The following is a 21262-nucleotide window of genomic DNA, read 5'->3' as shown; positions in this document are numbered from 1 at the left end:
GGAGTTGTGGTGCCATGTCCGCGCGTATCCTCGTCGTCGATGACGTTCCGGCGAACGTGAAGCTGTTGGAAGCCCGGCTGTCAGCCGAATATTTCGATGTGCTGACCGCTTCCAACGGGACCGAGGCGCTGGAGATCTGCGCGCGCGCCGAATGCGACATCATCCTGCTCGACGTCATGATGCCTGACATGGACGGCTTCGAGGTCTGCCGCCGCTTGAAGTCGAATCCGGCAACCCATTTCATCCCCGTCGTCATCGTCACCGCACTCGACAGTCCTTCCGATCGCGTGCGCGGCCTCGAGGCCGGCGCCGATGACTTCCTGACCAAGCCGGTGTCCGACGTCGTGTTGATCGCACGCGTGCGCTCGCTGACACGGCTGAAGATGATGACCGATGAGCTGCGCATGCGCGCCATCACCTCGCTCGAGATCGGCATGCAGGCGCCCGAGCGCAGCGCGATCGCCGACCGGGGAACGGGTGGCCGCATCCTGCTGGTCGACGACCGGCCGTCGTCCTACGAGAAGCTGGCGCCGATCCTCTCCGCCGAGCACACCGTCGACGTCGAAACCAATCCGTCGGAAGCGCTGTTTCACGCCGCCGAGGGCAACTACGATCTCCTGATCGTCTCGCTCAGCCTCGACAATTTCGATGGCCTGCGGCTGTGCAGCCAGGCCCGCTCGCTCGAGCGTACGCGGCAGGTGCCGATCCTCGCGGTCTCGGATGCCGACAACAACACGCGGCTGATGCGCGGGCTCGAGATCGGCGTCAACGACTATCTGCTGCGTCCTGTCGACAAGAACGAATTGCTGGCGCGGGCGCGCACCCAGATCCGCCGCCGCCGCTACACCGATCATCTGCGCGACAATGTGCAGAACTCGATCGAGATGGCGATCACCGATGCGCTGACCGGCCTCAACAACCGGCGCTACATGGAGAGCCACCTCGCGACGCTGGCGGAGCAGGCTTCGATCCGCGGCAAGCCGCTGGCGCTGATGATCCTCGACATCGACTACTTCAAGGCGATCAACGATACCTACGGCCATGACGCCGGCGACGACGTGCTGCGCGAATTCGCCGTTCGCATCCGCAAGTCGATCCGCGGCATCGATCTCGCCTGCCGCTATGGCGGCGAGGAGTTCGTGATCGTGATGCCGGAGACCGATCTGCATGTCGCCGGTATGGTCGCCGAGCGGCTGCGCCGCTCGATCGCGGGCGAGCCGTTTGCCGTCAACAAGGGCGGCAAGCGGATCACAGTCACGATCTCGATCGGGCTCACCACGCTGGAGCGCAAGGGCGAGCCGGTCACCGACGTGCTCAAGCGCGCCGACACCGCGCTCTATCGCGCCAAGCACGACGGCCGCAACCGCGTGGTTTCCGCCGCGGCGTAGTCAGTCTGTAGCCCGGATGGAGCGACGCGCAATCCGGGACGCTTGCGCATGTGGCGCGATACCCGGATTTCGCTGCGCTCCATCCGGGCTACGAAGTTGCACTATCTCCCGCGCTTCACCGCGTCGTAGGCCATCCGCTTGAACTCGAACGAGAACGGATGGACGAACGCCATCTGGCGCTGCGCCATCATGACGCCGGCCATGCCGGTTTTAGGCGAAATCCACCACTGCGTGCCCGCGACGCCGCCCCAGTAGAACTCGCCGGCAGCGTCGGGATGATCGATCGGCGAGGGGGTGAGGATCAGGCCGCCGGCAAGCCCGTGCGCCTTGCCGGGTTGTTCGCCCATCATCGCGAAGCGGATCCACTGTCCTTCGGGCAACTGGTTGGACATCATCATTGCGATCGTGTCCGGCTTCAGCAGCGTCGGTCCGCCGGGCAGCAGGCTGCGGATCAGCGCGACCATGTCGGGCAGCGTGGACACCAGGCCGCCGCCGCCGTTGAGCCTGGCGACCGGGCGCAGATAGGCGCCGGGGAAGGGCGCATTGTCGGTGCGGGTGAGGCCCGGCTTCATCGGCTCCATCAGATCGGCACCCGCGTAATACGCGACAAGGCGCCCCTGATCCTGTTGCGGAACGACGAAGCCGGTATCGACCATGCCGAGCGGATCGAGGATGCGCGCCTTGATGAACTTGTCGAACGGCTGGCCGCTGACGACTTCCACCAAGCGTGCCACCACGTCGATCGCGAGCGAGTATTCCCACGACGTGCCCGGCTGATAGATCAGCGGCAGACCGGCGAGCACGTCGACCATCTCGGCCAAGGTCGTATTGGGATTGTGCACGCCGCGCTCGTTGAGCGCTTTGAAAATGACGGTGCCGGGATCGAAGAAACCGTAGCTCAAACCGGCGCTGTGGCTCAGCAATTGGCGGATGGTGATCGAGCTCTGCGCCGGCTCGGTGTCATCGATCGAGGTCGCGCCCGGCCGAAGCACCTTGCGGTTGCCGAGCTGCGGGATGAAGGTCTCGATCGGGTCGTCAAGCCGGAAACGGCCTTCCTCGAACAACAGCAGCGCCGCGCAGGAGGTGATCAGCTTGGTGTTGGAGAACACCCGGAAGATGTGGTCGGTGCGCAGCGGAATCTGCGCTTCCTTGTCGGCCCATCCGACGCAGCTGACGTCGACGAGCTCGCGGCCCACCATGACTGCGGACGAGATGCCGGACAGCAGATCGTTGTCGATATAGCGCTGCATGGCGGCGCGCGCCGGCGCGAAGTCGTAGCCGGTGGCCGTCACCTTCAGATCTTCCATGGTCGTTCCCCAGTTGTGCCGCAGGTTGTCGCGCGGTCGCCGTCAATCTCGCCGGACGGAATATCCAATCGGGGATGCCGTCGCGTGCCGTCAACGCTAACAACCAAACCGGACCTGTGTGCGCAACTGGATTTATCCAGTGCGCTTCTTGTCCGCAGACGCGGAGCCGACCTTGACGCCCGCATTCGCCAGCAGCACGCGGGCGGCTTCCTTTGCCGCACGGGCCATGGCCGGATCGTTGCGCACCAGGTCCTGCGCGATCGAGCCGTCGACCAAGAGCGTCAGCTGGGTCGCAAGTGCCTCGGCATCCGTGACGTCAAGCTGCCGCAGCAGATCGCGAAACCAGACCCGGCGGCTTTCCTTGAAGGCAACCGCGATGTTTCGAACGGTGCGATCCTCGTCCTCTGGACCAAGCTCCGCCACCGCGTTCACGAACGGGCAGCCGCGAAAATCCTTCGCCGAGAAGCGCCGCTCCAGCGAATCGAAGGTCGCGAGAATCTGCTCGGCCGGCGGCTTGTCGGAGGGGCGGGGCTGCACGAAGCGGCGCTGCAGATAGGCCTCGATCAGCGCGTCCTTCGACGGGAAGTGATTGTAGAGCGTGCGTTTGCTGATGCCGATCTCGGCCGCGATGGTGTCGACGCCGATGGCGCGAATGCCCTGCAGGTAGAACAGTTTGTCGGCGGTCTCGAGGATCCGCTCTTTCATGGTCTGTTTGGGAGGCGGGGAAGCCATGCGCCGTCCGTGATCCTCTTCGCTTGACAGGTCGCCCCCTGTATAGCCTAAGTACACAGGTCTGTGTAACCAAAACATGCGTGAATCGCAGGCTGTGGCACTCGTGCCGGGCCGTCATGGGAGAACAAGAACAATGCCCCTGTTGCAGGTCCTGCGTCCCACGCTTCCCATTCTGATCGGTGCCTCCATCATGCTCACGCTGAGCATGGGGCTGCGGCAGAGCCTCGGCATCTTCATGCAGCCGCTGACGCACGACATCGGCATCTCGGTGTCGCATTTCACCTTGGCGCTGGCGGTGCAGAACCTCGCCTGGGGCTTTCTGCAGCCGTTCGCGGGCGCGATGACGGTGCGTTACGGCTTCCGCCCGATCATGGTGGTCGGTGCGCTGGCCTATATCGCGGGCCTCGTGCTGATGACGACGGCGCATGGCCTCGTCGCCATCATGATCGGCGCCGGTGTGCTGATCGGCCTTTCGCTCGCCTGCACCGCGAATGCGATCGCCATGTCGGTCGCGGCGCGCGCGGTGTCGGAGACGGTGCGCTCGACCGTGCTCGGCATGGTCTCCGCCGCGGGCTCGCTCGGTGCGCTGCTGTCGGCGCCGATCGGCCAGATGCTCAATGAAGGGTTCGGTTGGCGCGTCGGGCTTGCCGGATTCGTCATCCTGTCGATCGGGATGATTCCAGCCGCGTTGTACGCCGGTCGCGTCGACAAGATCCCGCTGCCGAAGCCCTCGGCCGATGATATCGGCAACGCCACGGCGGCGACCGCGGCCAAGACCGCGTTTGGCAACGCGTCCTTCGTGGTGATGACTTGCGCGTACATGGTCTGCGGCATGCAGCTCGTCTTCCTCACCACGCATCTGCCGTCGTATCTGGCGATCTGCGGGCTCGATCCGATGCTGAGCGCGCAGACGCTCGGCATGATCGGCGGCTTCAACGTGCTGGGCTCGCTGTTCTTCGGCTGGGCCGGCCAGCGCTGGAACAAGCTCGCGCTGCTTGGCGGCATCTACATCCTGCGCTCGCTGGCGCTTGCCTGGTACTTCATGCTGCCGGCGACGCCGGGCTCGACATTGCTGTTCGGCGCCATCATGGGCTTCCTCTGGATGGGCGTCGGTCCGCTGGTGGCGGGCGCGGTGGCCGAGATGTTCGGTCTGCGCTGGCAGGCGATGATCCAGGGCCTTGCCTTCATGAGCCACCAGGTCGGCAGCTTCCTCGGCGCCTATGGAGGCGGGCTGATCTACGATTCGCTCGGCTCCTACACTATGGCCTGGCGCATCGGCGTCGCGCTCGGTCTTGCCGGTGGCATCATCCAGGTCGCCTTCGCGCTGATCCGGCCCGCGCAACCGCCGCTGCTCAAGGCCGCCTAGCTTCCGATCCCGGCCAGACGGCGACTGCCCCGTGCGAAGGCAGTCGCCGGTTGCTGCCTATTTTTCCATCGATCGCTTGCTACGAGAACGTGCAATGGAGCGCGAAGCTGTTCCGTACGCGGATCGAAGTCACAGCATCTTCAACGTGTTACGCCGCACGCGTCGGTGGCACGAATCTTGATAGAATTTGGCTAGAAATCGTGCCGGAAGCCGTCGCTTCGGTTCCGGCCTGGGGACCCATGGGAAGGGCTGGCCGCGATGAGGCTAGTCGCCGTCATTCTCCAGCCATCCGCGCACCACGGCCTCCGCCGCGCCGCCGAGCAGGAAGCTCTTGTGCCTCGCATCCGGCCTGATGCCGCGACGACTTCGCTGCATCGCACCGTCAGCAACGCGGCACTTCGAGATATCCCGACAACTGAGCGCGCAGGTGGCCCCTTCGCCGCTTACGCGCGGAGCGCGCTGCGCCCATTCCGAACACCAGCATTTCTTGTGAAGGGAGGACGATGATGGAGTCTGGGACATATACGCACCAGAAGCTCGTGAGAATCGTGGTTGCCTTGCTGGGAGTGGCCGTTCTTTGCCTGCTGTTCAGCGACCTCGCGCTGGCTGAGGATGCGGCGGCGGCGCCGCCGGCCTGCGGCGGCAAAATTCTCGAGAAGTGCACACCGAATTCCGGCGACACCGCCTGGATGCTCACGTCCGTCGCGCTCGTCCTGATGATGACGATCCCGGGGCTCGGCCTGTTCTATGGCGGCATGGTGCGCAAGAAGAATGTCGGCGACACTGTAATGACCAGCTTCGCCGTCACCTGCCTGGTCACGATCCTGTTTGCCGTCCTGACCTACAGCCTGGCGTTTCGTGCCGGCACGCCGTTTATCGGCGGTCTGGATCGCATGTTCCTCAAGGACATCCTGAGCGACATCGGCAAGGGTGGCATCGGCAATCCCAATCCGCTTGCCGCGACCATCCCTGAGTCGGTTTACATCTGCTTCCAGATGACGTTCGCCATCATCACGCCGGCGCTGATTGCAGGCGCGTTTGCCGAGCGCATGAAGTTCTCGGCGATGCTCTGGTTCATCGGGCTGTGGGCGATCTTCGTCTATGCGCCGATCGCGCATTGGGTCTGGGGTCCTGACGGGATCTTCTCGGCGGGTAACGATGCCGCCTATGTCAAGGTTCTCGATTTCGCCGGCGGCACCGTCGTGCACATCAATGCCGGCGTGGCCGGGCTGATGTGCGCCATCATGCTTGGCAAGCGCGTCGAGACGGGGCCGGCGCACAACATGGTGCTGACCTTCATCGGCGCCTCGCTGCTGTGGGTCGGCTGGTTCGGCTTCAACGCCGGCTCCGCCGTCACGGCGGGAATGCAGGCGGGCATGGCCATGCTGGTGACCCAGATCGCCACCGCAGTGGCGGCCTTCACCTGGATGCTGGTGGAATGGGCGTTGAAGGGCAAGCCGACCGTTGTCGGCATCTGCTCGGGTGCCGTTGCGGGCCTCGTCGCGATCACGCCGGCCTCCGGTTTCGTCGGTCCGGTCGGCGCTTTCGCCATCGGCATTGCCGCCGGCGTCTGCTGCTACTGGGGATGCACCGGCCTGAAGCGCTTGTTCAGCTACGATGACGCGCTGGACTGCTTCGGCGTCCATGCCCTCGGCGGCATCGTCGGGGCGCTGCTGACCGGGGTGTTCGCGGTCGAGCAGTATGGTGGAACGGCAGGCGTTCTGGAGGGAAATCCCGGCCAGTTCCTCAATCAATGCATCGGCGTCGCGACGGTTTTCGTGTATGATGCGGTGGTGAGCCTGATCATCCTGTTCGTGATCAATCTCTTCGTCGGGCTTCGCGTGACGCGGGACATCGAGCGCGAAGGGTTGGATCTGGCACTGCACGGCGAGGTCGTGCAGTAGACTTTGGCGGCACTCCGCACAGCCGGCGATCTTCGCCGGCTGGCGCGGATCAAAGCTGTTCGAGGTGATCCGATGAACTGGTTCTATTGGAACACAGCGTGGTCGCTGTTCTTCAGCCTCGTTTGGTTCATGACTATCACACATAATCCGGATGCGCGTATCGCGGACGCGCATCTGCGTGATGAGGCGTTCAAGGGCTAGCTCCGGTAGTAACGCCACATCCTGAGGAACGTCCGGTGGATCTCGTCGGGCGTCCGGTCGAATGGCTCCAGACTGACGCGGACCACGCCACGATGGTCCATGCGCCACGGCAGGCGCATCAGCAGCCGATAGGCCGGCCGCTTGCGCCAATCGGCCACCAGCGCGCTGCCGAGCGGCCCGCTGAGCGCGATCTGCAACTCGTGGACGGTCATCGCGCGCTCGGCGATTTCGACGAGATCGATGCGCGTGATGGCGCGCCAGCGAATCAGCCCGAAGGCCTGGATGAAGATGCCGTACTGGTTGGCTCCGATGGTCGGACGACCGGCCTCCAGCAGGGGGATGTTGTAGTAGGTGAAGCCGCCCGCCGCAGCCGCCGGCGCCAGCCAATAGATCTCGCCGGTGATCCAGCTCGCGGTCAGGAAGATCGCGGCCAAAGCGGCCGTGACATAGACCGGAAAGTAGATGTCCTCGCGGCCGTAGGCGACCGAGTAGCCGCCTGCGTTTCCCTCGTCCAAGCTTGCGATCATCTGAGCCCTGCGCCCGGAACTTGTCCGGGAATCATGCGGGATGACGCAGGCCTACAAAGCAAAAACGGGGCCGCGAGGGCCCCGTTCGAAACGTCGGAAGCAGACGATCTTACTTGATCTTGGCTTCCTTGAACTCGACGTGCTTGCGCGCGACCGGGTCGTATTTCTTCTTGACCAGCTTGTCGGTCATGGTGCGCGAATTCTTCTTGGCGACGTAATAGAAGCCGGTATCGGCCGTCGACACGAGCTTGACCTTGATGGTGACCGCTTTGGCCATGTGCAAAACCTCGAAACTGCAGGGATATCGGGAGCCGGCCAAATCGGCCCGCGTTTGGCCGGGAAACTAGCCAGAAACCGTCCAAAGTCAAGGATTTCCGAGCCAAAACCATCCCGAATCCGGGCCGATTACCCCCCGAAGAACTGATTTTTGCGCCGCGGCAGGCCCAAATTCTCGCGCAGGGTCCGCCCTTCGTACTCGGTGCGGAAAATCCCGCGCTTTTGCAGTTCCGGCACCACCTTGTCGACGAACTCGAACAGGCCCTGGGGCAGATAGGGGAACATGATGTTGAATCCGTCGCTGCCGCGGCCGGTCAGCCATTCTTCCATCTGGTCGGCGATGGTCTGCGGCGTGCCGACGAAGGCGAGCCCGCCATAGCCGCCGACGCGCTGTGCGAGCTGGCGCACGGTGAGCTTGTCGCGCGCCGCGACATCGACGAGGCGCTGGCGGCCGCTCTTGCTGGCATTGGTTTCCGGGATCGGCGGCAATTGCCCGTCGGGATCGAAGGCGGACGCATCGGTGCCGAGGATCACCGAGAGCGAGGCGATCGCGCTGTCGTAATGCACACGGCTGTCGAGCAGCGCGCGCTTCTCCTTGGCTTCGTCGATACTGTCGCCGACCACGACAAAGGCGCCGGGCAGAATCTTCAGATGCTCGGGATCGCGGCCGATCTTTTCCATGCGGCCCTTGATGTCGGCGTAGAGCTTCTGTCCGTCCGCAAGGCTGCCGCCGCCGGTGAACACGGCTTCCGCCGTCTCGGCCGCAAGCTGCCTGCCGTCGTCGGATGCGCCGGCCTGCACGATGACGGGCCAGCCCTGCACGGGGCGGGCGATGTTGAGGGGGCCGCGCACCGAGAGATATTTGCCCTTGTGGTTGAGCACATGCATCTTGTCGGGATCGACGAACAGCCCGGACTCGACATCGCGTACGAACGCATCGTCGGCGAAGGAGTCCCACAGGCCGGTGACGACATCGTAGAACTCACGGGCGCGCCTGTAGCGCTCGGCGTGCTCCATGTGGTCGTCGAGGCCGAAATTCAGCGCCGCGTCCGGATTGGACGTGGTGACGATATTCCAGCCGGCGCGACCGCCGGAGATGTGATCGAGCGAGGCGAAGCGGCGGGCGACGTGATAGGGCTCGTCGAAGGTGGTCGAGCCGGTCGCGATCAGGCCGATATTCTCGGTGACGGCCGCGAGTGCCGACAGCAGCGTGAACGGCTCGAACGAGGTCACGGTGTGGCTGCGCTTCAACGCGTTGATCGGCATGTTCAGCACGGCCAGATGGTCGGCCATGAAGAAGCCGTCGAACTTGCCGGCCTCGAGCTTCCGGATCAGCGTCTTGATGTGGTCGAAGTTGAAATTGGCGTCGGGCCAGGCCCCGGGATAGCGCCAGGCGCCGGTGTGAATGCTGATCGGCCGCATGAATGCGCCGAGCTTGAGTTGACGCTTCGCCATTGCCCCGTTCCGTTCTTGATGTCGTTAGCGGAACAGATAGGGAGGCGTTTCGCGGCACGCCATCCCAGCGACAGCAGAAGAATCTTGCAAATTGAGGGACGGCCAGAGGATAAGTCCGCGTTCATCTCACGGTCGTCATTGCGAGGAGCGCTAGCGACGAAGCAATCCACAATTCAGCAAGCGGTGAGATGGATTGCTTCGCTTCGCTCGCAATGACGGGAATCGAGCGTCTCCTACGCCCCCAGCACGTCCTTGTGCATCTTGCCGCCGTAGAAATGGAAGAACGGCACCGGCGCGTCGTGGCGGAGCGGGCCGGTGGCGAGACGGCGGTCGAGCTCAGCGAGCACGTTTTTGGTCATGGCATGCGCGTCCGCGAGCGGCTCGGAGCCGATCTCGACCCACACGAGCTCGACCAGCTCGGCATCGGCATGCACCACGCCTTCGACACGATGTGCGATCGTCGAGGCATCGGCGGTGAAGAAGCGCGTATCGAAGCGGCGGACGCGGCCGGGCGGCGTGATCGCGCGCGCGATCAGGAACAGGCCGGACGGATCAGGCAAGAGACCAGCGTCGGCGAACGGCGCCCAGGGGCCATCGAGCTTCTGCGACTTCTCGACCTTGCGGCCGAGGCAGAGCCCGGTCTCTTCGCAGGCTTCGCGGATCGCGGCATTGGCGAGCGCGCGCGCGCGGCCCGGCGTGATCTTCGGGCTGCCCTTCAACAGATTGGCTTCGAGCTCCGGCGTGATCGGGGCTGCAACGGGCACGCGGTTGTCGGTCTTGTCGACGCGGCCGCCGGGGAAAACGAATTTGCCCGGCATGAACACGACCTTGTCGTGGCGCTTGCCGACCAGGACCTTCGGCTTGGCACCGGAGCGATCGATCAGGATCAGCGTCGCCGCATCCTTCGGCCGGAAGTATGCGTGATGATCGGCTTCCTTTTCGCCCTGGTGGACGGCGGCGGCAGGGGCGGCAGCTTCAGTCATTTCATCCCTTTCATTTTTTCTTGGTGCCCGGTTTAGCTAGACCGGCGGGATGTCGCTAGGGGGATTCTCGTCAAAGCCATGCATGCGCAGGGCCCATTGCAATCCGATCACGGCTCCCTTCACCGGCTGCAACAGCGCCAGCGATGCGAACAGCGTGAACGGCAGATAGATCGCAAGTTGCAGCCACACCGGCGGCGAATAGTTGGTCTCGATCCACAACGCGGTCGGTACCACGATATGGCCGACAATGACGATGACGAGATAGGCGGGCAGATCGTCGGCGCGATGCGGGGTGAAATCGAGATCGCAGACCGGGCAATGGCCGTCGCATTTGAGAAATTTGCGGAACAGTTTGCCTCTTCCGCAGCGTGGGCAGCGGCCAAGGAACCCGCGCTTCATCGCGGTCCACACGTCGCGCTTCTCGGGCTCAGCTGCGTCGCGGGTCCAGACCACCGTGGGCGGTGTCACTTCCATGACTTGCCTCGCTTCGATTTGCCGGATGTCGGCTTCGCCGGCTTGCGGTCCTTCTTGCGTGCCTTCCGTTCCTTGTGCGCCTTCTTGCTGGATCCCTTATTCGGCCCCTTGCCAAATCCTGCGGCGCGGCGCTCGGACTCTGCGCCGTCACGTTTTCTGCCGCGCGGAATTGCCTGGCCGTCGGATAATAGCTCAAAACGCAGCGCGCCCGCCACCGGCGCGGCCTCGACCAGGCGCACGTCGACGACATCGCCGAGCCGATACATGGTGCCGCTGCGCGTGCCGATCAGCGCGTGGCGGGTTTCGTCGTAGTTGAAATACTCGCTGCCGATGGTGCGGATCGGGATCAGGCCGTCGGCGCCGGTGTCATCGAGCTTCACGAACAGGCCGGCTCGCGTCACGCCGGAGATGCGGCCCTGGAACGAAGCGCCAATGCGATCGGCGAGGAAATGCGCGATCAGGCGGTCGGTGGTCTCGCGCTCCGCCTTCATCGCGCGGCGCTCGGTGACGGAAATCTGCGCAGCGATCTCGGCCAGCGTCTCCACGCTCTCGTCGGTCGGCAAGGCGCCTTCGCCAAGGCCGAGCGCGCGGATCAGCGCACGATGCACGATCAGATCGGCGTAGCGGCGGATCGGCGAGGTGAAGTGCGCGTAGCGGCGCAGGTTCAAGCCGAAATGGCCGTAGTTCTCGGCGGAGTATTCGGCCTGCGCCTGCGAACGCAGCACCACCTCGTTGACCAGCGGTTCGTAATCCTCGCCGGCAACCTGCGCCAGCACGCGATTGAATTGCGTTGGACGCAGCGCGCCCTGTTTGGTGAAGGGCAGGTCGAGCGTCTTCAGAAATTCCTGGAGGTTGTACACCTTCTCCTGGCTCGGCTCGTCATGCACGCGGTAGATCAGCGGCAGCGCCTTCTTCTCCAGCATCTCGGCGGCGGCGACGTTGGCGAGGATCATGAACTCCTCGATCAGCCGATGCGCATCAAGCCGCTGCGGCACGATCACCCGATCGACGGTGCCGTCCGGTTTCAGGAGGATCTTGCGCTCGGGCAGATCGAGATCGAGCGGGTCGCGCTCGTTGCGTGCGAGCTTGACCAGCTCATAGGCCGACCACAGCGGCTTCAGGATCGGATCGAGCAGGGGACCCGTCGTGTCATCGGGCCTGCCGTCGATCGCGGCCTGCGCCTGCGCGTAATTGAGCTTTGCTGCCGAGCGCATCAGCACGCGGTGGAAGGTGTGCGATCGTTTGCGCCCGTCGGCGCCGATCACCATCCGCACGGCGAGTGCACCGCGCGGTTCGCCCGGCACCAGCGAGCAGAGATTGTTGGAGATGCGCTCGGGCAGCATCGGCACGACGCGATCGGGAAAATACACCGAGTTGCCGCGCTGGAGCGCGTCGCGGTCGAGCGCCGAGCCGGGCCGCACGTAGAAGGCGACGTCGGCGATCGCGACATGGACGATGAAGCCGCCCTTGTTGTTCGGATCGGAATCGACCTCGGCATGAACGGCGTCGTCGTGGTCCTTGGCATCCGGCGGGTCGATGGTGACAAGCGGCACGTCGCGCCAGTCCTCGCGGCCCTGCAAGGTCGCGGGTTTTGCTTCCTCGGATTCGCGCACGGCGGCGGCGGAGAATACCTGCGGGATATCGTGGGTGTTGATCGCGATCAGGCTGATCGCCTTCTCGCTCGCGATCGAGCCGAGCCGTTCCTTGACGCGGGCGGAGGCGAGCCCGTAGCCGCGGGTGCGGATCAGGTCGACGCTGATGAGGTCGCCGTCCGCGGCGTCGCCGCTGTCGGCCTTGGCGATGTTGAGCTCGCGGCCGGCCTGCTTCTTGTCGACGGGGATCAGGCGCCCGCCGCCATCAGGGTTCTTGCGGAAGATGCCGAGGATGCGAGTGCGGCCGTGATCGATCACCTTGATGACGCGGCCGCGATAGGGCGTGCCGTCGTGCTCGTCGGTCACCTCGACGTGGAGCAGCGCGCGGTCGCCGACGCCGGCGGTGGTGCCGGGCTTCGGCCGCCGCGGCGTCTCGATGCGGATTTTCGGGGCGGTGCCGTCTTCCGAGTCCCACTCGGCGGGCGTCGCGATCAGCTCGCCGTCGCTGTCGCGGCCGGTGATGTCGGCGAGCAGGGTCGGCGGCAGCGCCGCCGGCTCATGGATCTTGCGGCGGCGCTTAGCGACCGTGCCGTCGTCGGCGAGTTCGCGGAGGATCCGCTTCAACTCGATGCGGTCGGCGTTCTTCAGGCCGAACTCGCGCGCGATCTCGCGGGTGCCGACCTTGCCTGGATTGGCGCGGATGAAGGCGACGATGGCGTCCCGGCCCGGAAAGCCATGGTCGGGTTTTCGTTTCACTTATCCTCTTGCCTTGCCGGCGCTCTTCTTCGCGGGCGCTTTCGCTGGTGCCGATGACTTTGCAGGCGACGTCTTGGCACCGGAGGCGACCGGCGCGCGCGCCTTGCTGGTCGCATCCGTTTTCGGCTTCGCCGCGGCCTTCTTCGACGCAGCCTTCTTGGCAGGCTTGGCCTCGGCGTCGCCGTCGGTCTCCTCCGACTTTGCGTTTTCAGACTTGGCCTTCTTGGCCTTGGCGGGCTTTTCCGCCTTCGCCTTCTTGGCCTTCTTGCCGCCGCCCTTGGCCGCGCGCTCGTCGATCAGCGCGATCGCTTCCGCAAGCGTGATCTCGTCCGGGGTGCGGTCGCTCGGGATCGTCGCATTGACGCCGCCGGCCGCGACGTAGGCGCCGTAGCGGCCGTTCTTCAGCGCGACCGCGCCGAGCGTCGGGTGGTCGCCGAGCGGTTTGCCCGGATCGGCGCCGAAGCGGCGGCCGCTCGGGCCCTTGGCGATCTTCTCGGCGATCAGGGTAACGGCGCGGTTCAACCCGATGTCGAAGACCTCGTCGCCGGCCTCGAGGCTGGCATAGGTCTTCTCGTGCTTCACGAACGGCCCGAACCGGCCGAGGCCGGCGGTGATCGGCTGCCCGGTTTCCGGATGCTTGCCGATCTCGCGCGGCAGCGACAACAGCTTCAGCGCCAGTTGAAGATCGACATCGCCAGGCGAGGTGCCTTTGGGAATGCCGGCGCGCTTCGGCTTCTCGCCTTCGGCGTAATCCTTCTGCTCGCCGAGCTGGATGTAGGGGCCGAACCGGCCGGCCTTCACCGTGACGTCGAACCCGGTGTCGGGATCGGTGCCGAGCACGCGATCGGCACTCTCGGCGCTGTCGGCCGCGAGCGGGCGGGTGTAACGGCATTCCGGATAGTTCGAGCAGCCGACGAAGGCGCCGAACTTGCCGGCCTTGAGGTTAAGCCGGCCGGTGCCGCAGGTCGGGCACTGCCTGACGTCGCCGCCATCCGCGCGCGGCGGATAGATGTGCGGACCGAGCATCTCGTCGAGCGCATCGAGCACCTCGGCGACGCGGAGGTCCTTGATGTCGTTGACCGCACCGATGAAGCCGCGCCAGAAATCCTGCAGCACCTGCTGCCAGGCGATCTCGTTGTTCGAGATGCGATCGAGCTGTTCCTCGAGATCGGCCGTGAAGTCGTACTCCACGTAGCGCGAGAAAAAATTCTCCAGGAACGCGACCACGACGCGGCCCTTGTCCTCGCCGTGCAGCCGCTTCTTCTCAAGCTTGACGTAGCCGCGGTCCTTCAGCACCTGCAGGATCGAGGCGTAGGTCGAGGGGCGGCCGATGCCGAGCTCTTCCATCCGCTTCACCAGCGAGGCTTCCGAGAAGCGCGGCGGCGGCTCGGTGAAGTGCTGGGTGACGGCAAGGCTCTGGCGCTTCACCGCCTCGCCCTGGCTCATCGCGGGCAGGCGGCGTGAATCCTCGTCCTCTTCGTCGTCGCGGCTTTCCTGGTAGAGCGCGAGGAAGCCATCGAACTTGATGACCTGACCGGAGGCGCGCAGCTCCAGCACGCGGGCGCCGGCCTTGGCTTCGATGTCGACGGTGGTGCGCTCGAGCTCGGCCGATTCCATCTGGCTCGCAATGGTGCGCTTCCAGATCAATTCGTAGAGCCGCGCCTGATCGGTATCGAGCCTTCGGCCGATGGTGGCCGGACGGCGCGACAGATCGGTCGGGCGGATCGCTTCGTGCGCTTCCTGCGCGTTCTTGGCCTTGGCCTGGTACTGGCGCGGGGCGTCCGGCACATAGGCGTTGCCGTAATCCTCGCCGATCACCTTGCGGGCCTGGGTGATCGCGGACGGATCGATCTGCACGCCGTCGGTTCGCATATAGGTGATGAGACCGGTGGTCTCGCCGCCGATATCGATGCCCTCATACAGTCGCTGCGCGATGCGCATGGTGTGCGCCGGCGCGAAGCCGAGCTTTCGGCTCGCTTCCTGCTGCAGGGTCGAGGTGGTGAAGGGCGCCTGCGGATTGCGCCGGGCCGGCTTGGCCTCGACGGTCGCGATCTTGAACAGCGCGGCCTCGATCGCCTTCTTGAAGTCCTCGGCTTCCGCGCCGGAGCCGATGTCGAGCCGTGCGATCTTCTTGCCGTCGGCGCCGACCAGCCGGGCCTCGAAGGCTTCGCCACGCGGCGTCAGCAGCGTCGCGACCAGCGACCAGTACTCCCTCGGCACAAACTTCTCGATCTCGAGCTCGCGGTCGCAGACCAGCCGCAGCGCGACCGACTGCACGCGGCCGGCGGAGCGGGCGCCGGGCAGCTTGCGCCACAGCACGGGCGAGAGCGTGAAGCCGACCAGATAGTCCAGCGCGCGGCGCGCCATATAGGCGTCGACCAGCGCGCCGTCGATCTGGCGCGGCGCCTTCATGGCGTCGGTGACCGCCTGCTTGGTGATGGCGTTGAACACGACGCGCTCGACCTTCTGGTCCTTCAGCGCGCGCTTCTCCTTCATCACCTCCAGCACGTGCCAGGAGATCGCTTCGCCCTCGCGATCAGGGTCGGTCGCCAGAATCAGGCGGTCGGCCCCCTTGAGCGCCTTGGCGATGTCGTTCAGCCGGCCGGCGGCCTTGGCATCGACCTCCCAGATCATCTGGAAATTGGCGTCCGGATCCACCGAACCGTTCTTGGCCGGGAGGTCGCGAACATGGCCAAACGACGCCAGGACCTCGTAGGAGGACCCCAGATATTTGTTGATCGTCTTGGCCTTGGCAGGCGACTCCACAATGACGATATTCATGTCATTCCAATAGCTTACGGGAAAACTTGAAGGCTGGTTCCGCTAGACTCGCGGCCCGCCGTGTCGGGGCGAACATGGGTGCTGGGGCGGTCGGTGTCAAATCGCCAGATATTGAAGGCAGGGCCCAAGCTGTGGAGTTTCTATCCCAAGGGTTGAAAAATGCGTCCTAGAGTTGCGGCCAGAAACGGCGTATCCCTTTATATATAGGGTGGGAATCGGATTAGGCCTTTTGAGCAGCACAGGGGGTGGGCGGAAGCCCAAGCCGTCTGGCCGACGGCGACCGGAAGGCGACGAGCCAGGCGGGGAGGGCGGCCCGGATGACGCCCTGGTGCTGATCGCAGCGGCCGCGACCGAGCTCGCCAAACTCGCCCAGCGCCACAAATTCGAAGTCCTCGACCATCTGCTCGCGATGACCCGGCTGGAGGCGGACGAGCAATTGCGCGCGCGCAGCCGAAGGAAGCTGTCGTGAGGGATGTTGCGGGATGACAGGGCCGGCCTTGTACGCAGGGCTCTCTCCATTCGTCGTCCTGGCGAAAGCCAGGACCCATAACCACGACATTCGGTGATGAGCGTGATCGCGGCCCCAGCGTCGCGCACCAATTGAGATTTGGGGTAATGGGTCCTGGCCTTCGCCAGGACGACACCGAATGTGTGGTGCGTCTTGCACCCCGATCGTCGTCCCTGCGAAAGCAGGGACCCATAACCCCAGGGGCGTGTTGTTGAAGAGGGCTCTGGCCCCAGCGTCGCGCAACAATCACCTTCGGTGGTTATGGGTCCCGGCCTGCGCCGGGACGACGATGAGGATGGTTCTCGCACGATGCGACGCACCGTCATTGCGTACTTCATTTCGGTGTCATCGCCCGGCTCGCCACCATCTGCGCCGTAGGATGGGTGGAGCGAAGCGAAACCCATCATCTTGCCGCGCGTCTATAATTGATGGGTATCGCTTCGCTCCACCCATCCTACGCAGTAACGTGGCGCCGGGCCGTCTTCCGCGCAGGCCGCGGCTTCAACGTCGTATCGGCCGGCCCAAGCACGCGACCGTCCTGCGAAAGCAGCGCGAGCTTCTTCACCGGCTTGCCCTTGTCGCGGTCGACCATGATGGTCGCGATCTCGTCCGGATGGTCGTCGAACTCCTCGGTCCATTGCCGGAGTGCGACCAGGATCGGAAAGATGCCGTGGCCCTTCGGCGTCAGCACATATTCCTGATAGGCGCTGCCGTCGGAGGCGGGGACCGTTTTCAGGATGCCACGCTCGACCAGCGTGCGCAGCCGGGTGGCGAGGATGTTCTTCGCAAGCCCGAGGCTGGCCTGGAATTCGCCGAAACGGCGCCGGCCGAGGCTGGCGTCGCGGATGATCAGGAGCGACCACCAGTCGCCGAACACGTCGAGTGCGCGTGCCACCGGACAGCTGTCGCCTGCAAGGCTGGTTCGTTTCACGACGCACGCTCCGAAAGTTGGGCCATCACGGTCTTGTGTGGTTGCAATATTAAACCGTATGCCCTAGCTAGGCAACGAAGTTTAATAATGCAACCAACTGGAGGCGGACATGAGACTGGCAAACAAGACGGCGTTGATCACCGGCGGTAACAGCGGCATCGGACTTGCGACGGCAAAGCTGTTCGTCGCCGAGGGCGCCAAGGTCGTTATCACCGGGCGCAACAAGGAGACGCTCGCGGCGGCGGCGCGGGAGCTTGGATCGAACGCGCTCGCGGTGGTGGCCGATGCCACCGATGTCGCGGCGCTGGAAGCCGCGGTGAAGCAGGGCGCGGAGAAGTTCGGCAAGTACGACGTGCTGTTCGCCAATGCCGGCATTCCGGGCCAGACGCCGGTCGGCGGCACCACGCTTGCTGCATTCGAAAATGTGATCCGCACCAATCTCACCGGCGTGTTCTTCACCGTGCAGGCGGTCGCGCCTTATCTCAACGACGGCGCGTCCATTATCCTCAACGGCTCGGTGATTTCGGTGCTCGGCAATCCCGGCTACTCGGCCTATGCCGCGAGCAAGGCCGGTGTGCGCGCGATGGCGCGGGTGATGGCGTCAGAACTGTCGCCGCGCAACATCCGCGTCAACGTGGTCGCTCCGGGCGCCGTGCGTACGCCGATCTGGGGCGCTGCGATCGCAACGCCCGAGGCCGAGAAAGCGTTCGAGCAGCGGATCGGAAAGTCCACGCCGCTCGGACGTATCGGTGAACCCGGTCACATCTCGAAAACCGTGCTGTTCCTTGCGTCCGACGACGCGGCGCATGTACAGGGGCAGGAACTGTTCATCGATGGCGGTGCAACGGCATCTCCCGCCGGCGCGCCGATCTATCGCGGCTAGTTTGTTTCGCATTGTAACGAACGGCCGGTGTGAAGCAGTTCACACCGGCCGATTTCGCGCGCGACTACTATCGCGCGTATTGAACCTTTGACGTACTCGCCGGACTCCTGAATAGGCGGGGATTTTTTCACCACGGAATCATTTTGGAGTTCCTTCATGCCGAAAGCAGCCCGCATTTCGACGCCGATCCCCGTTTCGTCTACCTCCGAAAATGAAAATTCAGACACAGCACAATTTGTAACGGTCGCGCTGTTTTCCGGTATCGGTTTGTTGATCTCGCTCGTCGCCGTCATCTTCGGCATTCAAGGCGTCTGGTCCTGAATTCCTTCACCTGAACGGCCCTGCCGCCGCCGGAGCGACGGCAGGTGCAAAACCAGCTCCGTTCCGATTGGATCGGAACTGGGCTTGGATCTTGTTCCGTCGCGTTTTCTTCACGCGAACCGCTATCGACTTCGCTCGAAAACGCTCTGGATCGCGTCAGGCGGCGTTCAGGCTGCCCGCGGCCTGCAGCGCGCCCGCGACCGCCTTCTCGCGATGCTCGGGACCGACCTGGATGCCGTCGGCAGGGATCAGCTCGAGATTCGTGACGCCGATGAAGCCGAACACCCCGCGCAAATACGACTCGAGGTGCTCGAGCGCGGCCATCGGCGTGTCGGCGCCGTAATAGCCGCCGCGCGAGATCGCGATGATGACGCGCTTGTTGCCGGCCAGTCCCTCGACGCCACCGGCGCCGTATTTGAAGGTCTTGCCCGCGACCATGACGCGGTCGATCCAGGCCTTCAGCTGAGAGGGAATGGTGAAATTGTACATCGGCGCGCCGATCACGACGATGTCGGCGGCAAGGAACTCGTCCAGCACGGCCTGACCGGTCGCGATGTCGTCGCGCACCGACGGGTCCGGCGCCGCGCCCTGGCCGGCGGCGAGGTGCAAGCCGGAGAGGTGGGCGAGCGGGGTCTGGGTGAGATCGCGGTAGCTCACGACCAGGCCGGGATTGGCCTGGCGCAGCCGCTCGACGGCGGCGGCGGAGACCTGGCGGCTGACGGAGTGGGGGCCGAGGACCGAGGAGTCGATGTGCAGAAGTTTCATGGCAGCGGTCACCTTTGGTATAGGTTTGTAACTGGCGCTATATGAGTGACTGCCCTAAATGGGCGCAAGAACGCACATTTTTGAAACCCGAGCACAGCAATGAAACCCGAGCACATCCGTGTGCCTGCCCTTCCGCCCCTGCCTGACCAGGATCACAGCGATTGCCGCGCGGTTGCCTCCGTATTGGCGCGGGTCGGCGACAAGTGGAGCGTGTTCGTGATCATGATGCTGACCGATGGGCCAAAGCGCTTCAACGAGCTGAAGCGTATGATCAACGGCATCTCGCAGCGGATGCTGACGCTCACGCTGCGCGGGCTGGAGCGCGATGGCTTGGTGACGCGCACGGTGTTTCCAACCATCCCGCCGCGGGTCGATTACGAGCTCACCGATCTTGGCCGTGGTCTGGCCGCGCCCGTGAAGGCGCTCGGCGAGTGGGCGTTCGCGCATCTGCCGGAGATCGAGGGCGCGCGGACACGGTTTGACGGACGCAACGAGTAGGGAGTGTTATCCGTCGCCCTGAGGAGCGCGTAGCGCGTCTCGAAGCGTCGACGGCCACCGGCCGGGCCGTGCATCCTTCGAGACGCCTGCTGCGCAGGCTCCTCAGGATGACGGTGACGGATTGGCGTAAGCCAGAGCCGCCCACGCTAAATCATCGACACCAGCCCGCCGCCGTGACGCTCGAGCCTGCCGGCGAGTTCGAGCTCCAGCAGCACCGCGCGGACGACGGCGGGCGAGACATCGGCCATCCGGATCAGATCGTCGAGGCTGATCGGGCTCGGTCCGAGCAGATTGATGATGCGGGCATGATCGGACGCATCGGTGGCAAAATCCAGCGGCTCGTCGTCTTCGCGCGCGGACAGCATGACGGGCCGCTCCATGATCGGCGTGACCGCGCTGATCACGTCGGCGGCTTCGGTGACCAGCGTGGCGCCTTGCTTGATCAAATCGTTGGCGCCGGCGGCGCGCGGATCGATCGGCGAGCCCGGCACCGCGAACACCTCGCGGCCCTGTTCGGCGGCCATCCGCGCCGTGATCAGCGAGCCGGAGCGATGCGCGGCCTCCACCACCACGACGCCGAGCGATGCGCCCGAGATCAGCCGGTTGCGGCGAGGGAAGTCGCGCGCCCGCGGCACGTGGCCGAGCGGCATCTCCGAAATCGCCGCGCCGTGCGCGAGCAGGGCGGCCAGCAGATCCTCGTGCTCCGGCGGGTAGATGCGGTCATGGCCGCCGGCCAGCACGGCGACCGTGCCGCTTGCAACGGTCGCGCGATGCGCAGCCTGATCGATGCCGCGGGCAAGGCCGGAGATCACGACAAAGCCGGCATCGCCGAGATCGCGCGCCAGCTGGCCTGCAAATTTCAGCCCGGCGCCGGAGGCATTGCGGGAGCCGACGATTGCGATCATCGGGCGCATCAAGGTGTCGCGCGCGCCGCGCACGCCAAGCAGCGGCGGCGCGTCGTCGATGGTGGCAAGCCGCGCCGGATAGTGGGCTTCCTCCGGCGCGACGAGATCGATGCCGAATTTGCGGCAGGCCGCGAGTTCCGCGGCCGCATCGGCCACGCTCGTGATGCGCCCGGGTCCCGATGCGCCGCCGCGGCGCGCGAGATCGGGCAGGCGCTCCAGCGCGTGCGCCGCATCGCCAAAATGGCGGAGCAGCGATGCAAAGGTGCGCGGCCCGACATTGTCGGAGCGGATCAGCCGCAGGCGGTTGAGCCGTTCGATGTCGGTGAGTTGATTTGAGGTCTGCTTGTTGTCGCCACTGGTCCAGTCCATGGTGCGCAGCATGGCGCAACTGAGACGTGTGGACAACTAGTTGTGTGTTTGCAGAGTCTTGTCTTGCCGACGGAGTGGGTCAGCATGGCCAACGGAGGTATCGAATGCTGGCGCTTGTGCTGATTGCGACCGGAGTTTTTTACGTGCTGAATCCGATGATGTTTCGACGGGGCATTTGGCTCAAATGGAACATCCTCATGCGCGATTTGTCGGAAGATGGCTTCATCAGATGCATCCGCATTATGGGCGTCATCCTTATTATTTTTGGCTTGGGTCTTACCATCAGAGCGACACTTCACTAAGAGAAATATCGCGTTGCTCCGATCCTGATAGAGGATCG

Annotated in this window: 21 protein-coding genes; 9 read left to right on the top strand and 12 right to left on the bottom strand. The window is 64.7% G+C overall.

The window, feature by feature from the left end:
- Window positions 1-14: 14 nt before the first annotated feature.
- Entirely contained in the window at window positions 15-1388 is a 1374-nt protein-coding gene (locus ACVIGB_RS10660; protein WP_092114814.1) for a PleD family two-component system response regulator, read from the top strand.
- A 101-nt stretch (window positions 1389-1489) separates the two neighbouring features.
- Here ACVIGB_RS10660 and ACVIGB_RS10655 read toward each other — a convergent pair whose 3' ends face one another.
- Together ACVIGB_RS10655 and ACVIGB_RS10650 are read right to left on the bottom strand one after the other, a co-directional pair.
- A complete protein-coding gene (locus ACVIGB_RS10655) occupies window positions 1490-2695 on the bottom strand; it encodes a serine hydrolase domain-containing protein (protein WP_456722711.1) in 1206 nt (401 codons plus the stop codon).
- A 132-nt stretch (window positions 2696-2827) separates the two neighbouring features.
- Complete coding sequence (locus tag ACVIGB_RS10650; RefSeq protein WP_456722712.1) at window positions 2828-3427, bottom strand: TetR/AcrR family transcriptional regulator; 600 nt, start codon at window positions 3425-3427, stop codon at window positions 2828-2830.
- Window positions 3428-3560: 133 nt separating this feature from the next.
- Here ACVIGB_RS10650 and ACVIGB_RS10645 point away from each other — a divergent pair, with 133 nt between their 5' ends.
- The 3 genes from ACVIGB_RS10645 (at window position 3561) to ACVIGB_RS10635 (ending at window position 6898) form a co-directional block, all read left to right on the top strand.
- Window positions 3561-4793 (top strand): MFS transporter, encoded by a 1233-nt coding sequence (locus ACVIGB_RS10645; protein ID WP_092114812.1) that lies wholly within the window; start codon window positions 3561-3563, stop codon window positions 4791-4793.
- Between the two features lie 503 nt (window positions 4794-5296).
- Complete coding sequence (locus tag ACVIGB_RS10640; RefSeq protein ID WP_456722713.1) at window positions 5297-6697, top strand: ammonium transporter; 1401 nt, start codon at window positions 5297-5299, stop codon at window positions 6695-6697.
- Window positions 6698-6769: 72 nt separating this feature from the next.
- Window positions 6770-6898, top strand: a complete 129-nt coding sequence (locus ACVIGB_RS10635) for an inositol phosphorylceramide synthase regulatory subunit KEI1 (protein ID WP_244549481.1) — start codon at window positions 6770-6772, stop codon at window positions 6896-6898.
- On the opposite strand, the gene ACVIGB_RS10630 is transcribed toward ACVIGB_RS10635, so the two are convergent.
- The 7 genes from ACVIGB_RS10630 to topA all read right to left on the bottom strand — a co-directional run bounded on the left by ACVIGB_RS10630 (window position 6895) and on the right by topA (window position 15742).
- Window positions 6895-7425, bottom strand: a complete 531-nt coding sequence (locus tag ACVIGB_RS10630) for a hypothetical protein (RefSeq protein ID WP_092114809.1) — start codon at window positions 7423-7425, stop codon at window positions 6895-6897. The genes ACVIGB_RS10635 and ACVIGB_RS10630 overlap by 4 nt on opposite strands.
- Before the next feature lie 109 nt (window positions 7426-7534).
- On the bottom strand, window positions 7535-7702 hold the full coding sequence (rpmG, locus tag ACVIGB_RS10625; protein WP_018271988.1) for a 50S ribosomal protein L33: 168 nt from the start codon (window positions 7700-7702) through the stop codon (window positions 7535-7537).
- 128 nt (window positions 7703-7830) lie between these two features.
- Window positions 7831-9156, bottom strand: a complete 1326-nt coding sequence (locus ACVIGB_RS10620) for an LLM class flavin-dependent oxidoreductase (protein WP_456722714.1) — start codon at window positions 9154-9156, stop codon at window positions 7831-7833.
- 233 nt (window positions 9157-9389) lie between these two features.
- The gene (locus tag ACVIGB_RS10615) at window positions 9390-10139 is read right to left on the bottom strand and encodes an NUDIX hydrolase (protein WP_456722715.1); all 750 of its coding nucleotides are present in this window, start codon (window positions 10137-10139) and stop codon (window positions 9390-9392) included.
- A gap of 36 nt (window positions 10140-10175) precedes the next feature.
- On the bottom strand, window positions 10176-10613 hold the full coding sequence (locus tag ACVIGB_RS10610; RefSeq protein WP_456722716.1) for a DUF983 domain-containing protein: 438 nt from the start codon (window positions 10611-10613) through the stop codon (window positions 10176-10178).
- The gene (gene rnr, locus ACVIGB_RS10605) at window positions 10604-12961 is read right to left on the bottom strand and encodes a ribonuclease R (protein ID WP_456722717.1); all 2358 of its coding nucleotides are present in this window, start codon (window positions 12959-12961) and stop codon (window positions 10604-10606) included. The genes ACVIGB_RS10610 and rnr overlap by 10 nt, the downstream gene beginning before the upstream one ends.
- The gene (gene topA, locus ACVIGB_RS10600; protein ID WP_456722718.1) at window positions 12962-15742 is read right to left on the bottom strand and encodes a type I DNA topoisomerase; all 2781 of its coding nucleotides are present in this window, start codon (window positions 15740-15742) and stop codon (window positions 12962-12964) included.
- A 328-nt stretch (window positions 15743-16070) separates the two neighbouring features.
- Here topA and ACVIGB_RS10595 point away from each other — a divergent pair, with 328 nt between their 5' ends.
- The gene (locus ACVIGB_RS10595; RefSeq protein WP_456722719.1) at window positions 16071-16211 is read left to right on the top strand and encodes a hypothetical protein; all 141 of its coding nucleotides are present in this window, start codon (window positions 16071-16073) and stop codon (window positions 16209-16211) included.
- A 493-nt stretch (window positions 16212-16704) separates the two neighbouring features.
- Here the strand turns inward: ACVIGB_RS10595 and ACVIGB_RS10590 are convergent, their stop codons facing one another.
- The gene (locus ACVIGB_RS10590; RefSeq protein ID WP_456722720.1) at window positions 16705-17181 is read right to left on the bottom strand and encodes a winged helix-turn-helix transcriptional regulator; all 477 of its coding nucleotides are present in this window, start codon (window positions 17179-17181) and stop codon (window positions 16705-16707) included.
- Between the two features lie 109 nt (window positions 17182-17290).
- Here ACVIGB_RS10590 and ACVIGB_RS10585 point away from each other — a divergent pair, with 109 nt between their 5' ends.
- Together ACVIGB_RS10585 and ACVIGB_RS10580 are read left to right on the top strand one after the other, a co-directional pair.
- Window positions 17291-18064: an SDR family NAD(P)-dependent oxidoreductase gene (locus ACVIGB_RS10585; protein ID WP_456722721.1), complete on the top strand. Its 774-nt coding sequence runs from the start codon at window positions 17291-17293 to the stop codon at window positions 18062-18064.
- A 156-nt stretch (window positions 18065-18220) separates the two neighbouring features.
- Window positions 18221-18385: a hypothetical protein gene (locus tag ACVIGB_RS10580; RefSeq protein ID WP_092114800.1), complete on the top strand. Its 165-nt coding sequence runs from the start codon at window positions 18221-18223 to the stop codon at window positions 18383-18385.
- Between the two features lie 156 nt (window positions 18386-18541).
- Here ACVIGB_RS10580 and ACVIGB_RS10575 read toward each other — a convergent pair whose 3' ends face one another.
- A complete protein-coding gene (locus ACVIGB_RS10575) occupies window positions 18542-19150 on the bottom strand; it encodes an FMN-dependent NADH-azoreductase (protein ID WP_456722722.1) in 609 nt (202 codons plus the stop codon).
- A 99-nt stretch (window positions 19151-19249) separates the two neighbouring features.
- On the opposite strand from ACVIGB_RS10575, the gene ACVIGB_RS10570 reads away from it, so the two are divergent.
- Window positions 19250-19648 carry a winged helix-turn-helix transcriptional regulator gene (locus ACVIGB_RS10570; protein ID WP_092114798.1) on the top strand — a complete coding sequence of 133 codons (399 nt, stop codon included), beginning with the start codon at window positions 19250-19252 and terminating at the stop codon, window positions 19646-19648.
- 146 nt (window positions 19649-19794) lie between these two features.
- Here the strand turns inward: ACVIGB_RS10570 and dprA are convergent, their stop codons facing one another.
- Window positions 19795-20934, bottom strand: coding sequence for a DNA-processing protein DprA (dprA, locus tag ACVIGB_RS10565; RefSeq protein WP_456722723.1), 1140 nt, complete (start codon window positions 20932-20934; stop codon window positions 19795-19797).
- 92 nt (window positions 20935-21026) lie between these two features.
- On the opposite strand from dprA, the gene ACVIGB_RS10560 reads away from it, so the two are divergent.
- Entirely contained in the window at window positions 21027-21224 is a 198-nt protein-coding gene (locus ACVIGB_RS10560) for a hypothetical protein (protein WP_456722724.1), read from the top strand.
- Window positions 21225-21262: the final 38 nt, after the last annotated feature.

Source organism: Bradyrhizobium sp. USDA 4341 (assembly GCF_054063755.1).
Note: the sequence above shows the minus strand (reverse complement) of the source record. Positions and strands in the feature narration are given on the sequence as shown.

Excerpts from the sequence above, each read along its gene's own strand:
- ACVIGB_RS10660 (WP_092114814.1), top strand. The coding sequence starts at position 15 with ATGTCCGCGCGTATCCTCGTCGTCGATGACGTTCCGGCGAACGTGAAG.
- ACVIGB_RS10655 (WP_456722711.1), bottom strand. The coding sequence starts at position 2,695 with ATGGAAGATCTGAAGGTGACGGCCACCGGCTACGACTTCGCGCCGGCG.
- ACVIGB_RS10650 (WP_456722712.1), bottom strand. The coding sequence starts at position 3,427 with ATGGCTTCCCCGCCTCCCAAACAGACCATGAAAGAGCGGATCCTCGAG.
- ACVIGB_RS10645 (WP_092114812.1), top strand. The coding sequence starts at position 3,561 with ATGCCCCTGTTGCAGGTCCTGCGTCCCACGCTTCCCATTCTGATCGGT.
- ACVIGB_RS10640 (WP_456722713.1), top strand. The coding sequence starts at position 5,297 with ATGATGGAGTCTGGGACATATACGCACCAGAAGCTCGTGAGAATCGTG.
- ACVIGB_RS10635 (WP_244549481.1), top strand. The coding sequence starts at position 6,770 with ATGAACTGGTTCTATTGGAACACAGCGTGGTCGCTGTTCTTCAGCCTC.
- ACVIGB_RS10630 (WP_092114809.1), bottom strand. The coding sequence starts at position 7,425 with ATGATCGCAAGCTTGGACGAGGGAAACGCAGGCGGCTACTCGGTCGCC.
- rpmG (WP_018271988.1), bottom strand. The coding sequence starts at position 7,702 with ATGGCCAAAGCGGTCACCATCAAGGTCAAGCTCGTGTCGACGGCCGAT.
- ACVIGB_RS10620 (WP_456722714.1), bottom strand. The coding sequence starts at position 9,156 with ATGGCGAAGCGTCAACTCAAGCTCGGCGCATTCATGCGGCCGATCAGC.
- ACVIGB_RS10615 (WP_456722715.1), bottom strand. The coding sequence starts at position 10,139 with ATGACTGAAGCTGCCGCCCCTGCCGCCGCCGTCCACCAGGGCGAAAAG.
- ACVIGB_RS10610 (WP_456722716.1), bottom strand. The coding sequence starts at position 10,613 with ATGGAAGTGACACCGCCCACGGTGGTCTGGACCCGCGACGCAGCTGAG.
- topA (WP_456722718.1), bottom strand. The coding sequence starts at position 15,742 with ATGAATATCGTCATTGTGGAGTCGCCTGCCAAGGCCAAGACGATCAAC.
- ACVIGB_RS10585 (WP_456722721.1), top strand. The coding sequence starts at position 17,291 with ATGAGACTGGCAAACAAGACGGCGTTGATCACCGGCGGTAACAGCGGC.
- ACVIGB_RS10580 (WP_092114800.1), top strand. The coding sequence starts at position 18,221 with ATGCCGAAAGCAGCCCGCATTTCGACGCCGATCCCCGTTTCGTCTACC.
- ACVIGB_RS10575 (WP_456722722.1), bottom strand. The coding sequence starts at position 19,150 with ATGAAACTTCTGCACATCGACTCCTCGGTCCTCGGCCCCCACTCCGTC.
- ACVIGB_RS10570 (WP_092114798.1), top strand. The coding sequence starts at position 19,250 with ATGAAACCCGAGCACATCCGTGTGCCTGCCCTTCCGCCCCTGCCTGAC.
- dprA (WP_456722723.1), bottom strand. The coding sequence starts at position 20,934 with ATGCTGCGCACCATGGACTGGACCAGTGGCGACAACAAGCAGACCTCA.
- ACVIGB_RS10560 (WP_456722724.1), top strand. The coding sequence starts at position 21,027 with ATGCTGGCGCTTGTGCTGATTGCGACCGGAGTTTTTTACGTGCTGAAT.